Genomic DNA, 13,807 nt, shown 5'->3' with positions numbered 1-13,807 from the left:
CCCTTGCCCGATTAAGCCTCTTTTCGGCTTGTTCAGCCCCCTGAAATGGAGCGGGCAATGCGTTGCAGCGTCTGGTTTAACGGACGGTACTGAAACCCAGCCACCTGCTCTATTTTCTGACCTTCGTACCGGTATAACGAACTGGCCGACCGGGCTGTTTCGCGGGTGATCAACGGGGGTTTGCCCGTAACCCAGGCGCGAACTGCTTCCAGCGGCCATAGCCATTGCGTCAGTACAGGGGCTATTCGTAGCGTAGGTGGCCGTTTGCCCAATGAACCTGCCAATTGTTCTAACAAAGATCGGTACGGAATGGTGCCTGCATTCAGGATATAGCGCTGGGCCGTTACCTCAGCCTGCATGAGCCAGAACAGCGATTCGACCACGTCCAGCACATCAACATAGTTGACAAGCCCCGCCGGGTAAAAGGGTCGTTCGTTATTGACGTAGTTGACCAGTTGCAGGCTGCTCCGGCTCCAGTCACCGACCCCCAGCACGATACTGGGGCAAACCATAACGGCGTTTAGTCCCTCTGCCACCCCGCGCCAGACTTCCAGTTCAGCCCGGTATTTCGACTTGGCGTATGCCGAATTATTCGGTGACTCTTCCCACTTCTGCGTCTCGTTAACGACTACGGCCTCGCCCGGTTTTGCTCCTTTCGCCGTTGGTCGGCCCAGGGCGGCTACGGAGCTTACATAGCCCAGCTTACGCACGCCTGCCTTCAGGCATACATTGACCACATTAGCCGTACCCTCCACATTGATCTGGTCCATCAGGCGTCGGTCTTTCGGAACGAATGACACAACTGCAGCCGCGTGAATGACGTCGATACCGGGAGTAATTGCGGTCTCCAGGGCCGGAATATCAAGTACATCACCTTCGACCCAGGTAATCTGATCGGCAACGTCGGCCAGCATACCGTATCCCTTTCCGGGTCTGACCAGGGCCAAGACCGTATACCCCGCCTGCAGGTAATGACGGGCCATGTGAGAGCCAATAAATCCGGTAGCCCCCGTGATAAAAACCGAATTAGTGCGTAGCGGTGAGGTCATTCAAAATACGTTCGAGGGTGATGAGGCCAGGAGCTTGGCGGTTGTAAATGTCAGTTAGTAACTGGTGATAGCCAACATCCGTTTCTATCGTTGGCGTTTTAAGTTGAAGACCCAACCGCTTGACCGACTTCTCAAACCCGTACTGACTCACATCAATATCTACCGTTTCTGCATTCCACAACAGGAAGCTTTCGATTGCTTTATCGATAACTATGATGTGCTGGTTGGCTTGAACATATCTTTTCACTAAAAGCCGATCACGTTCTTCAGTCAGAACAAAGTCTCTAAAAAATCCTTTGCAGTGAATATCAAGCTTCTTATCGTTGTCAACAATACCAACCAACATATACTGCTGAGCACGGGGCGACATCATGGTTCTCGCCACTTCAGTGCAACCCAGTGTGTGAATGCTCAATAATGGGTCAGGAAAAAGGAAACGAATCAGCGCAGTGTCGGCATGGCACTCGGGCAGAAATTGAACTGGGCGATCAGGCATTGGGTTCGTAGCGACTAAGGTTGTAAAACAAGTCGATACTCAAATCCTGCGCTTCCTGTAATTCATCGACAGTTAGCTGGCGTACCTGTGTTTGGTAATCTTTGTAAAACGTAATAAACACGGCTAATTCTGACTCATCTAATTCGCTAATCAACGTCTGCAGTAAGTAAGGGCTGTGCGTAGACACGAAAAATTGGTTGGATTCACTTCCTACAATTCGATGCGCCATAGCTTTTACATAAGGAGGAAATGAATGCACTTCCGGCTCCTCAAAAACTAGAATAGAGTTCCTGTTCGATTCAATGGCCGTGATGTAAAACATAAACCGCCTGAACGTATCGGCAATGGAAAAGTAAGGATACTGCGTAACAAACGGGCCATTCTTTTTTTGCAGAATAAACTCCTGTTTTTCATCATAGAGAACAAGTTCTAGCTGTTGCTCGGTAAAGAGCTTGGCAAACTCAGCCCACAAGACGTTGTCACTCCGAACTAAGGAATACAAATTTGAGCCGTTGGGAGGACTTAAATAGGTTTCCAGTGAGTCAGTAAAATCTACAAGGTTACCATAGTCATATTTCTTAACGGCCCGAAAATAGCGCTGGAACCGCTCTTCATGATCTTCATTGCCAACACTGATCTCTCGCGACGGAGCACCAGAAGCGCTGATGATACGGCTGATTCCATCGCGTCCGCCTATGCTGTAATTTTCTTTATTGATACTAGTAGTACCCTGTGCACCGATTGCGGATAAGGATGGAAGGGCATTAATTTGGATTTGTTGCTTGTCAGTAACTACTTCTATTTTAGCCCGCTTATCATTATCCCGATATAGCTGCTTTATGTCTCTATACCGAACGAATCCATTCAGGATTTTCCCAACGCTGTACCCCGCACCCAGTAACCCTAACCCCTCCAGAATATTTGACTTTCCTACGTTTGGTTTGCCAATAAAAACATTCACCCGCTTGCAGTCGAAGCGAAGATCATTAATCGACTTGAAGTTTTTGATTTCAACCCAGTTTAGGAAATTATTCGACTCTTGGCTGGTGTTCTCCATCGCGGTCTGGCATTGCTGTGTGCGTAAACATAACAACGTTCGGCCCTGAATTGCTAATTTTGCGGGCCAAAACGGTTTACGACGCTCCGGTTACGGTCGGGCGCCGATCCGCTACATCGTACTTAACGGCCGTATACCCTCTACACATGTCACTCGAAAATCCCCAACGATACACCGTCACAGCGGCTCTAATCTACGCCAACGGGCCCATTCATATTGGCCACCTGGCCGGCTGTTACCTGCCAGCTGACATCTACGTACGCTACCTCCGGGCCACGGGTAAAGACGTGGCGTTCATCAGCGGCACCGACGAACATGGCGTACCGATCACGATCCGGGCCAAAAAAGAAGGACTGACACCCCAGCAGGTGGTCGACAAATACTACGGACAGATCAAACAGGCCTTTGCTGACTTTGGTATCTCCTTCGATATCTATTCACGAACGTCGAACCCGATTCACCACCAGACGTCGCAGGCGTTTTTCACGACCTTATACGACAAAGGCGATTTCGACGAAGAAGTGACGGAACAGTACTATGATGAAGTAGCCAATCAGTTCCTGGCCGATCGGTACATTGTAGGTACCTGCCCCGTTTGCGGTAATCCCGGTGCGTACGGCGATCAGTGCGAACGCTGCGGCACCGCCCTGAGTCCACTCGAGCTGATAGACCCCCACTCGACCCTTTCAGGATCGAAACCGGTGCTGCGCCAGACCCGGAACTGGAACCTGCCACTCGACCGGATGCAGCCGGCTATTGAGAACTTCGTCAACAGCCATCCCGAGTGGAAAACGAACGTGCTGGGCCAATGCCAGTCGTGGCTGAAAGAAGGCCTGCGTCCCCGCGCCATGACCCGCGACCTCGATTGGGGCGTCAGCGTTCCCCTGCCCGATGCCGAAGGTAAAGTACTGTACGTCTGGTTCGACGCCCCGATCGGCTATATCTCGATGACCAAGGAATGGGCCGCCCAGCAGGGGCGCGACTGGGAGCTGTACTGGCGCAATGATCATACCCAGGACGGACGGACCAAGCTGGTGCATTTTATCGGCAAGGACAATATCGTTTTCCACTGCATTATTTTCCCGGCCATGCTGATGGCGGAGGGTTCGTTTATCCTGCCCGACAATGTGCCCGCCAACGAATTCATGAATCTGGAGGGCGACAAAATCAGCACCTCCCGGAACTGGGCCGTCTGGCTGCACGAATACCTCGACGAGTTGCCCGGCAAGCAGGACGTGCTACGCTACGTGCTGGCTGCCAATGCCCCCGAGACCAAAGATTCTGAGTTCACCTGGAAAGACTTTCAGACGCGCAATAATGCCGAGCTGGTGGGTATTTTCGGCAACTTCGTCAATCGCGCCGTGGTGCTGACCCAGAAGTTCTGCGACAACCGGGTGCCGGTTCGGGGCGACCTGACCGACTATGACCGGAGCGTGCTGGACGAGCTGGCTCAGTTTCCTGACCGCATCGGGCAATCGATTGAGCAGTACCGGTTCCGCGAGGCACTGGGTCACCTGATCGATCTGGCCCGGCTCGGGAACAAATACCTGGCCGAAACCGAGCCCTGGAAAGTAATCAAGACCGATCCGGGCCGGGTACACACCATCCTGAATCTGGCGCTGCAGATTGCGGCCAACCTGGCTATCGTCTCCGAGCCTTTCCTGCCGTTTACGGCCCGTAAGCTTTGTGATCAGCTCCGGATTCAGGACCGGCTCGACTGGCAGAACGCGGGCCGGGCCGACCTGCTGGTAGCCGGTCATGAACTGGGCCAAAGCGAGCTGCTGTTCGCCAAGATCGAAGATGAGGAGATCAACAAACAGATTCAGAAATTACAGAATGCCAAACGCATGAATGAATTAGAAACCAAAACTGTAGCACCCCTGCGCGACGAAATCACCTACGACGATTTCGCCAAAATGGACATCCGCATCGGCACCATCACCGAGGCTGAACGGGTTCCTAAAAGTGATAAGCTGCTGAAGCTGAAAGTAGACGACGGTATGGGCGGACGGCAGATTCTGAGCGGCATCGCCAAACATTTTTCACCCGAAGAGATCATTGGCAAACAGGTAACCTTTCTGGCTAACCTGGCTCCCCGCAAAATGATGGGCTTCGAGTCGCAGGGAATGATCCTGATGGCCGAAGACCGGGACGGCAAGCTGGCCCTCATCGCACCCGGCGATGCCGTCTGGAACGGCGGTACGGTCTCCTGAGTAACCTGAGAGGAGCCAGCTTGTAAGCTGGCTCCTCTCCTTCTAATCTGACAGGGGTTCGCCATCGATCTTAAGCGCTCGCTTCCGACTGCCAACAATCCGGCTGTCCAGCGTCTTACTATACAGCCAAACAGGTTCGTGTACAGTAACGCCCTGCCCAACGAATCGACTCCGCGTACTGACATACTCGACCACGTCACTTACGCGTACCACCTGAAAGAACGATTTACGGAAATGGCGCCATACGTTTCCCTTCCCATCAGAGTAACCCCAGATTTCGTGCTGGGGTATTTTCTTTTGTGTCCCATCACGCAGGGTAATTTTTACGTTTCTCCCCAACAGTAAACCGCCCGACCTTATCCGGCGTATCGAGTCGACAAGGCTAACCCGGTTGATATCCGCGCTGGTATACAGCAGCCGATTGGGCTGTAGGGTAAGTGTTGGCCCGGCTTTAGGCGAGCACCCGGCCAGTAGAACGAACGCGAAAGCGACGTACCTTTTCATGAGCCTGTTGGTTATAGAGGTTGGGCAATAACAAGTAAGTCAAATCGGTATTGGCGGTTTATCCTTTGATAGCATGATCGGCTTTAACGTCCTGACCTGACCAGATTTTTCGGGCCGTCCAGTCGGTTGCCGGGGCCGCCCAGAACGGGTCGGTTGCGGGTAGCCCCAACGGCAGGAAAGCGACCGAACACAGGTACAAACTGCCTGTAGAAATATAGGTTTCGCCGATGGATGGCTGATGGCCACACAGCCCGATTCGCAGCCAGCCTTTGGCGTCAAAGGTGCCGGGCGCATCCATAGTCCGGTGCATAACCGCCGTCAGGGCCGAGCGGACCTGAGCGGGTGGTAATTCGGGCGGCAGGCTCTGTTGCAGCGCCACCTGGGCCAGCAGCTGGAACGCCCCGCACCGATAGGCCAGCGACCGGCCAAAGGCGGCAAACGACCCATCGGTATGGATGAGCCGCTCCTGTACGATGGCGTACCGCTGGGCGCGGCCCAGCAACGTCTCCAGCAGATTTTTATCCGCTTTACCAGCATCGACCAGCGTCCGAACCACATCCAGTAACATAGGCTGAATGACGTAGCTGTTGTAATAATCCCAGTGAAAATCGGGACCGTCGCCATACACGCCATCGCCCTTGTACCAGGCCTGGTGCTGACGAATAGCGTAATCCATACGCATCTCATCGCCCGAGCCGGTATACTTCAGCAGAGCCGCTTCTACCATGGCACTGAACAGCAGCCAGTTGTTGTAGCCCGGCTTGATAACCCGACTGGCTTGCAGGGCCCGCACCAGATTGGCCTGTTCAGTCGGACTCAGGGCCTGCCATAGCCGGGGCGACCGAATCAGGCCGTGGGCCAGAAAAGCAGCGTCGACCAGCGGCTGGCCGTTTTTGGTGAAGTTCAGGTAATCGGGCGAATTGGGGTCTACCCCATTGGCGATTGCCTGCCGGGCGAGTAACAGATACCGCTGGCGCAACTGACTCTCGGCCCCGTCTGGGGTGTTTAACTCCAGCCAGGGAGCCAGCCCCGCCATTGTGCGACCGAGCGCTTCGAGATGCGACACGGCCCGGCGCCCCACCTCCTGCCCGGCTGCCGACTCGACGGGCATCGTTGCCTTCAGCCGGTTCTGGGCCAGCGCCGACAGGACCGGGTCGGCCACAGCCAGTATTGTTTTTAACCAGTACGCGCGGTCCTCCTGGCCGGTTGTCAGCGCATGGCCGGACTGAGCCGCAGGGTCGCCCGGGCGTTCATTACCAATCTGCCAACTTACCGGTAGCGCCGTGACGAGCCGGGTAAATAACCGCCGTTTCATAAATCAGATTTCAGTCAGATGTTTCAGAAGTAAAGCAGACCGGCCGATTTCTTACTGTTTTGGGCCGTTGCTAACGGCCAAATCCGGCGCGGGCTGAAACGTTCGACCCACCAACGCTGTTACCCGACTATACGCCCCCTATTGACACTCCCCTGTGAACGCAGACACAAAAAGCACCGGATCTCCTTCGGGCCGAATTTTCGACCTGGTCATTCTCCGACGGCTCTATGGTTTTGTTAAACCGTACCAGACACGCTTCTACCTCCTGATTGGCATTATCATGCTGGCCGCCTGTCTGGCCCCACTGACGCCCCTGCTCATTCGCTATACCATCGATAACGTAATTGCCACCGGCGACGGAAGCCGCCTGACGGTTATGCTCATGCTCATGATCGGGGTGCTCGTGGTTCAGGCTATCGTTCAGTTTTCCAATACCTACCTGTCTGGCTGGCTGGGCCAGCACGTTATCCGCGACATCCGGGTGCAGCTGTATCGTAAGATTCTGCAGCTTCGGCTTAAATTTTTCGACAACACACCAATTGGCCGACTGGTTACTCGATCTATCTCAGACGTTGAAACCCTGGCCGATGTCTTCAGCGAAGGCATGGCTGCCATTGCGGGCGACATTCTGCAGCTGATACTGATCATTGGGGTCATGTTTTATACCGACTGGCGGCTGGCGGCTATCAGCCTGTCGACCATTCCACTGATGCTGTTCAGTACGTACGTATTCAAGGAAAAAATAAAATCGTCGTTTAACGAGGTTCGTACGGCCGTAGCCAACCTGAATTCATTCGTGCAGGAGCACATTACCGGCATGAACATCGTCCAGATTTTCGGCAGCGAAAAAATAGAGGCCGAAAAATTCCGGGCCATCAATGATGAACACCGGCAGGCCAACATCCGGTCAATCTGGTATTATTCGGTATACTACCCGGTAGCTGACATTATTTCGGCGGTGGCGGTGGGGCTGGTCGTATGGTACGGTGCCCGCCAGATCATCCACGCCGATGTCTCGTTCGGGACCGTTACGGCCTTCGTGATGTTTATCAACCTTTTTTTCCGGCCGATCCGGATGCTGGCCGATCGGTTCAATACCTTACAGATGGGCATTGTCAGCACCGACCGGATCATCAAACTTCTCGACAGCGACGAGTTTACGGTCAACGATGGCACCTATGCACCCGCTACGTTCAAAGGCGAAGTGGAGTTTAAAAATGTATGGTTTGCCTACAACAATGAAGATTGGGTATTGCGCGACATCAGCTTTCGGGTACGGGCTGGCGAAACGGTTGCATTCGTCGGAGCAACCGGAGCGGGAAAATCGTCGATCATTAACCTGTTAAGCCGCTTCTACGACATCAACAAGGGCCACATCAATATCGACGGCGTTGACGTTCACGAGTACGAACTCGGTCAGCTGCGCCGGAATATAGGGGTTGTTTTGCAGGATGTTTTTCTCTTCTCCGACACGATACAAAACAACATCACGCTGGGCGACACCCGGATCAGCCGTGAAAAAATGATCGAAGCGGCCAGGCTCGTTGGCGTACATGAGTTCATCGACCGTCTGCCCGACGGCTATGATTACAACGTTATGGAGCGCGGCTCTACCTTGTCGGTTGGCCAGCGCCAGTTGATCTCCTTCGTTCGGGCTATGGTGCAGGACCCCAAGATAATTGTGCTCGATGAAGCCACGTCGTCGGTCGATACCGAAACGGAGGAAATGATTCAGAATGCTATCGACAAGCTCATGAAAGGACGTACGGCCATTGTCATTGCGCACCGGCTCTCGACCATTCAGAAAGCCGATAAGATCATCGTAGTAGACAAAGGCCGTATTGTTGAACAGGGTAAACACGAGGAGCTTCTGCAGCAGGAAGGCTTCTACGCGAACCTGTATCGGATGCAGTACAAAGAAGTGGTCTAGTCGGGCAAAACAAGGACTGCCAGCCAAGCTTGGCCAAATACTATCAGTCCCGCAGGGCGTCTTCCTCCTCGTCCGGTCCCGCGCCGGTTATCCCTTCCGACACGGTTTTATGTCCCGATACATTTGGCTTGTCATTGGTCGGGCCGGGGCCGCTTCCGTCAATGGCATAGGCTATGGAATCGGCCAGTTCGTCTGGCGCAATCCGCGCTGGCGTATCGGCCGGGGTTTCAACGTCTTTCGGATACTGCTCACCCGCCTGCTGGTTGATAACCTGCTCGTCGGCACCGGGATCATTGTCCATCACAGAAGGTATCCGACTGGAGTCGGTAGTACCGGTTGATGAATCGCTGGAGTCTGGGCTGTAGTAACGCATAGGTTTCATCGCGTTTGGTATACAACCTTAACTAAAACACCGGGGCTGCTGTTTGAACCGGCTTTTACTCCTCGTCCAGCTTCTGAACCAGCATCTTGTCGATGCGGCTTTTGTCCATGTCAACAATCTCGAACCGGTAAGCCTGCCAAACAAAGGTTTCGCCGGTCTTGGGTATGTCTTTCAGGATATGGAGCGCAAAACCGCCCAGCGTATCGAAGCCCGTCAGGTCGCGCCGGTTCTGAGCGGTGATGTTGATATCGAAATAAGACAGAAAATCCTCGAATGGCAGCTGGGCATCGATGAGGTAGCTGCCGTCTTCCCGCGCCCGGATCTCGTAATCGGAATCAGCCTCGTCGTTGATATCGCCCACCAGTACGTCCAGAATATCGTTGAGGGTTACGACACCAAGCACCCCGCCGTATTCGTCGACGATGATGCCTACGTATTGCTTGCGCTCGCGAAACCGCTCCAGCACCTGATAGGCGCGGTTGTTTTCGGGCACGAACAGCACATCCCGCTTGATATCCGCCAGGCGGGTTAACTCCGTATCCAGGTCCTTCCCCAAAAAATCTTTGGTGTAGATAAGCCCTACGACTTCATCGACCCCGCCGTTGCAGAGTGGAAATACCGAATGCCGGTATTCGAGAATTTTGGCCCGGTTTTCTTCGAGCTCATCGTCAAGATCGAGATAAACAATTTCCTGCCGGTTCGTCATCAGCGATGTGATCCGGCGGTCGCCCAGCTGAAAAACGTTCTGTACGATTTCCTGCTCAATTTCTTCAATGGCCCCGCCCGTTGTTCCTTCCTGAATCAGACTTTTGATCTCTTCTTCCGTTACGGCGCTCTCGTTTGGGGTAATGCGCAGGAGTTTAATGAGTAAATCGCTGGAAAAGGTTAGCAAAGCGATAAAAGGCGAGGTAACGCGCGACAGCAGAATCATGGGCGCGGCCATGGTCTTGGCTATGCCTTCAGGATTGGACAGTCCGATGCGTTTGGGTACCAGCTCGCCCAGCACCAGCGACAGATAGGTGAGCAACAGCAGCACCAGCACAACCGCGATCGAATGAGCATACGGCTGGAGCACCTCTACCTGGGCCACCGCCTGCTGCACATCGGTAGTTAGCTTATCGCCCGAAAATATACCGAGTAAAATACCGATCAGCGTAATGCCAATCTGTACCGTCGACAGGAACCGGTTGGGAGAACTGGCCAGGTCAAGAGCGACCTGTGCCCGACGATCGCCATTTTTAGCAGCCGTTTCTAACTTGGATTTACGCGAGGAAACTAGGGCAATTTCTGACATGGAGAACACCCCATTCAGAATGGTCAGTAATAGAATGATTAAAATTTCCACAAAGGAGCGGGTTGGCTGGTTGCAAAAATAACGAAAGCAGGTTTGTTTCCACTCGATTCATCTGTGCGATCAGACAGGCTTTTAGTACTTTTGAGGCCTTTATCGCCCCGCTCTGATGATTGTTTTTATCAACGACCGCCCCATCCGGCTGGTTGGCCCCAAAACTACCACCCAACTAACGGGTGCCAGGCCCACTCGCCCGTCCGAGTCTAACTCGCTGTCTGACAATTCATTTGCCGACTTTGACCAGATTATCGACGCCCGGCTCGAAGTGCTGAAAGTGGATGCGCTGCATGGTCATCTGCTCGTACTCAACGCCACACCCGCTACCGTAGACCGGTTGCTGTCGTTGCTTCAAAAAGCCAATCCCAGTCGACTTTTATCGATCACACTAGGCTGTCTGAACAAAAATGACTGCGAAGAAGCGATCAAAAAACCATTCAAAATCATCAAAGCAGCTGGTGGGGTCGTTCTTAAAGACAGTAAACAACTGCTGATGTTTCGCCGGGGCGTCTGGGATTTACCCAAAGGCAAACTCGACGATGGTGAATCGTCGAGGCAGGGCGCGGCCCGTGAGGTTGAGGAAGAAACGGGGGTAGCGGTTGACGTCGGCGACCGGATCTGCACCACCTGGCACACCTACACCTTGAATGGAAGCCGCATTCTCAAACGCACCAAATGGTACCGGATGAGCGTCGTCGACGATTCGCATATGGCGCCACAGGAAGACGAGGACATCGAAAAGCTGGCCTGGCTCGACTGGCGCGAAACCCAGCTGGCCCTGACCAACTCGTTCAGTTCGATCCGGTACGTAATTGAACAACTGCAGGAACTTACCGTTCGGAAGTAACTGCCTGCTTACGATGGCTGAACCAGCTTATACGGCAGGAACTCGTCTACGTTCTGGCCGTAGCGGTGCAGATCCCGAATGATACTCGAACTGATGGGTGCCAGATGCGGAGAGGTGATCAGAAAGACGGTCTCTACTTCTTCGTAGACAAATCGGTTTACCTGAGAAATGCCGTTTTCGTATTCGAAATCGGTGGTGTTGCGCAGGCCCCGCAGCAGGAAGCGGGCCCCCTCGGACCGGGCGACGCTGGCCGTCAGGTCTTCATAGCTGATGATACGCACAGCGGGCTCGTCAGAAAACGCTTCTTCAATCAGCTGAATCATTTGCTCCAGCGGAAAGTAGCGTTCCTTGCGTGCATTCCGGCCAATACCGATGATTATTTCATCAAATAACTTCAGTCCCCTCCGCACAATGTCTTCGTGGCCTTTAGTGAATGGATCGAATGAGCCGGGAAACAGAGCAGTACGCTTCATAGCGAGCGAGTAGACAGGGCCGCTGGCACGAACAGAAACGTGTTTATGCCCGCTGGTCCTTCTTACTCATTAAGTAAAGAAAGTCCGTATAAACTTAAATACCGATGTTCGGGTAGTTCGTCAAATTCAGCCGTCAGGGTCATCGGCTGCGGAGCCCGGCCAAAGGTCAGATTGGGCAGGAACCGGCTGAGCGCGCTGTATGTGTCGGCAAAGGGGGTTATCTCTCCGTACAGAGCTATAGGCACCTCATCGGCCTTGATCTGCTGCTCATCCAGCACATATAGCACGTAATAAGTCAGATCACTGGCATTCTTGTAGCCAAAGCGGTTACAGTACCGAAGCTGCCTGTTCTGCCGGTAGATAATGGTTACAAATTCATCTTCGAAATACAGCCACACCTGCTGTGACAGCAGCGAATGGCGGGCCAGCGCGGCCGTGGCCTGTATCAGCGAGCCCGTCTGATGAATAAAGGTCAGTGGCTGAAGCGGATACGTTTCTGCAAAATAATCGGCTACCGGGTGCTCCAGGTTGAAGACCGACAAAAAACCTTCCGCTTCGTGAAGGTGGGCCTGGGCAAACTCATGGGCGGGTAAGGTGCTACCCCGCATCAGGGTAAGGTAACTGCTGGCGTATTCCTTCCGGAACAGCGGCTGCGGTACAAACGTAAACGATGACGAATTAACGCCCACCCGAATCTCCTGCCAGTTACCGGCCGACAAAACCGAGTGCCCACGGATCACATCAGGCAGCAGACCAACCAGGGGCCGATCGGTCAGGAGCGACGGAAACGTGTAATCTTCGAGATAACAGACCTGCTGCAAGGCGTTCTGCACCAGAAACCGAAACCGATCGCGCCCCACTTCCAGACACAGCACGGATTGGGCTGTCTGGCTGGGGTCGAACGAATCAGAACGGATCGTTACGGTAGGTGCGGATGTCACAGCAATTTGCACGATTCAGAGAAAGGATAACGGTTTAGCAGAACGCTAAGTTTACAAAAAAATAGCACATTGGCGCGGCCTACCCCAAACTTAGCGGCCCGAACCTACCATTCGGTCCCGATTGGGCAGGTAGCCACGCAGGTGGAAAACATCGTCCATCGACTGGCAATACCGGAACAGGTCGTGTACTTCCTCGGGCGGATACCGCTTGATTTCGTCGAAGCTCATCATCCGAACGTCCGAGATAATCTGTTCATCGAGCCCCATTTCGGGATCAATACCCTGCCGGATCGAGCCGCCCGTTGCGCGCACATCGAAAAAAAGCTCCATAGCGTGCAGGGGCGGCAGCATAAACTCATTGACGAACAGCAGCTCTCCGACACTGATCGACAAACCGGTTTCTTCGATAAACTCACGGGTCAGCGCGTCGGGGGCGGTCTCACCAAACTGAGCGCCCCCACCCGGCGGGCACCAGAACGTATCGGTGGGGCCAATACCCCGATGTCGTACCATCAGGAGCCGGTCGTCTTCCCGATAAAGTCCGCAAACGCGCAGTCGCAGCCGGTTTCCGTATAACTTCAACACTTCCTGACGGGATGTATCCACCCCGGGTCGATCCATTACATGCGTCACAAGTCACAGCTAATTTTGGGACGCAAAGGTAGAAGAATTTAGGTTACCGTTTCTGGTTTATGGTAAGATACGTGGGGAGTTACGTCCAGATTCGGGTAGTTCAGAGCGAAACCTATAGTTGGCTCCGGGCTTAGTAGGGGCTGCCCGATATATAACTTTCCAGCGAGTCGATCCGGGTCTTCTGGTCGCGGATGATGGCCGCTACCACGTCATTGATCGAGATAATACCCGTCAGCTCCCCCCCGCTCATGACGGGCAGGTGGCGAATGTGCCGCTCAGACATGATCAGCATACACTCGTCCAGCCGCTGGTCTGGCTCGATGGTAATGACATTGGGGGTCATAACATCAGCTACCGGCGTATCGTCGGAGTGACGCCCTTTCAGGATAACCTTGCGGGCGTAATCCCGCTCCGAGAAAATACCCGTCAGCACACCCTCATCGATCACCAGCACCGCGCCGATATTTTTTTCGGCCATCAGTTTCAGGGCATCCAGCACGGATTGATGGGACGATACCGAGTAGAGCGCGTTGACGGCCTTTCCTTGCAAAATCTGGCGTATTTTCATGACATAGAAGGGTTTAGTATGGGGGTGAAGTTAGCGAAATATTTCGTAAAT

Annotated in this window: 14 protein-coding genes; 3 read left to right on the top strand and 11 right to left on the bottom strand. The window is 53.7% G+C overall.

The features are described 5' to 3' along the window. Nucleotides 1–32 precede the first annotated feature (32 nt). The 3 genes from B1C80_RS19310 to B1C80_RS19300 are packed head-to-tail and all read right to left on the bottom strand — an operon-like array spanning nucleotide 33 to nucleotide 2,602. On the bottom strand, nucleotides 33–1,049 hold the full coding sequence (locus tag B1C80_RS19310) for an NAD-dependent epimerase/dehydratase family protein (protein ID WP_077922843.1): 1,017 nt from the start codon (nucleotides 1,047–1,049) through the stop codon (nucleotides 33–35). Further along, entirely contained in the window at nucleotides 1,027–1,545 is a 519-nt protein-coding gene (locus B1C80_RS19305) for a hypothetical protein (RefSeq protein ID WP_077922842.1), read from the bottom strand. The genes B1C80_RS19310 and B1C80_RS19305 overlap by 23 nt, the downstream gene beginning before the upstream one ends. Continuing rightward, a complete protein-coding gene (locus B1C80_RS19300) occupies nucleotides 1,538–2,602 on the bottom strand; it encodes an ATP/GTP-binding protein (RefSeq protein ID WP_077922841.1) in 1,065 nt (354 codons plus the stop codon). Before B1C80_RS19300 ends, B1C80_RS19305 begins: the two co-directional genes overlap by 8 nt. Before the next feature lie 146 nt (nucleotides 2,603–2,748). Between B1C80_RS19300 and metG the strand changes: the two genes are divergently transcribed. Next, on the top strand, nucleotides 2,749–4,815 hold the full coding sequence (gene metG, locus B1C80_RS19295; RefSeq protein ID WP_077922876.1) for a methionine--tRNA ligase: 2,067 nt from the start codon (nucleotides 2,749–2,751) through the stop codon (nucleotides 4,813–4,815). Nucleotides 4,816–4,857: 42 nt separating this feature from the next. On the opposite strand, the gene B1C80_RS19290 is transcribed toward metG, so the two are convergent. Both B1C80_RS19290 and B1C80_RS19285 read right to left on the bottom strand, forming a co-directional pair. Continuing rightward, a complete protein-coding gene (locus B1C80_RS19290; RefSeq protein WP_077922840.1) occupies nucleotides 4,858–5,319 on the bottom strand; it encodes a hypothetical protein in 462 nt (153 codons plus the stop codon). Between the two features lie 58 nt (nucleotides 5,320–5,377). Then, complete coding sequence (locus B1C80_RS19285) at nucleotides 5,378–6,634, bottom strand: DUF2264 domain-containing protein (protein ID WP_077922839.1); 1,257 nt, start codon at nucleotides 6,632–6,634, stop codon at nucleotides 5,378–5,380. A 154-nt stretch (nucleotides 6,635–6,788) separates the two neighbouring features. Between B1C80_RS19285 and B1C80_RS19280 the strand changes: the two genes are divergently transcribed. Next, nucleotides 6,789–8,564, top strand: coding sequence for an ABC transporter ATP-binding protein (locus B1C80_RS19280; protein ID WP_077922838.1), 1,776 nt, complete (start codon nucleotides 6,789–6,791; stop codon nucleotides 8,562–8,564). A gap of 43 nt (nucleotides 8,565–8,607) precedes the next feature. On the opposite strand, the gene B1C80_RS19275 is transcribed toward B1C80_RS19280, so the two are convergent. Both B1C80_RS19275 and B1C80_RS19270 read right to left on the bottom strand, forming a co-directional pair. Beyond that, nucleotides 8,608–8,937: a hypothetical protein gene (locus B1C80_RS19275; protein WP_077922875.1), complete on the bottom strand. Its 330-nt coding sequence runs from the start codon at nucleotides 8,935–8,937 to the stop codon at nucleotides 8,608–8,610. A gap of 64 nt (nucleotides 8,938–9,001) precedes the next feature. Beyond that, on the bottom strand, nucleotides 9,002–10,291 hold the full coding sequence (locus B1C80_RS19270; RefSeq protein ID WP_077922837.1) for a hemolysin family protein: 1,290 nt from the start codon (nucleotides 10,289–10,291) through the stop codon (nucleotides 9,002–9,004). Between the two features lie 115 nt (nucleotides 10,292–10,406). Here B1C80_RS19270 and B1C80_RS19265 point away from each other — a divergent pair, with 115 nt between their 5' ends. After that, nucleotides 10,407–11,141, top strand: a complete 735-nt coding sequence (locus tag B1C80_RS19265) for an NUDIX hydrolase (protein WP_077922836.1) — start codon at nucleotides 10,407–10,409, stop codon at nucleotides 11,139–11,141. Nucleotides 11,142–11,149: 8 nt separating this feature from the next. Here B1C80_RS19265 and coaD read toward each other — a convergent pair whose 3' ends face one another. The 4 genes from coaD to B1C80_RS19245 all read right to left on the bottom strand — a co-directional run bounded on the left by coaD (nucleotide 11,150) and on the right by B1C80_RS19245 (nucleotide 13,756). Next, nucleotides 11,150–11,614: a pantetheine-phosphate adenylyltransferase gene (gene coaD, locus B1C80_RS19260; RefSeq protein ID WP_077922835.1), complete on the bottom strand. Its 465-nt coding sequence runs from the start codon at nucleotides 11,612–11,614 to the stop codon at nucleotides 11,150–11,152. 62 nt (nucleotides 11,615–11,676) lie between these two features. After that, a complete protein-coding gene (locus B1C80_RS19255) occupies nucleotides 11,677–12,567 on the bottom strand; it encodes a DUF3822 family protein (RefSeq protein WP_236648840.1) in 891 nt (296 codons plus the stop codon). Nucleotides 12,568–12,645: 78 nt separating this feature from the next. Next, complete coding sequence (locus B1C80_RS19250) at nucleotides 12,646–13,176, bottom strand: NUDIX hydrolase (protein WP_077922833.1); 531 nt, start codon at nucleotides 13,174–13,176, stop codon at nucleotides 12,646–12,648. Between the two features lie 142 nt (nucleotides 13,177–13,318). Continuing rightward, a complete protein-coding gene (locus B1C80_RS19245; RefSeq protein ID WP_077922832.1) occupies nucleotides 13,319–13,756 on the bottom strand; it encodes a CBS domain-containing protein in 438 nt (145 codons plus the stop codon). Nucleotides 13,757–13,807: the final 51 nt, after the last annotated feature.

Source organism: Spirosoma sp. 209 (assembly GCF_002006735.1).
Classification (GTDB): Bacteria; Bacteroidota; Bacteroidia; order Cytophagales; family Spirosomataceae; genus Spirosoma; species Spirosoma sordidisoli.
Note: the sequence above shows the minus strand (reverse complement) of the source record. Positions and strands in the feature narration are given on the sequence as shown.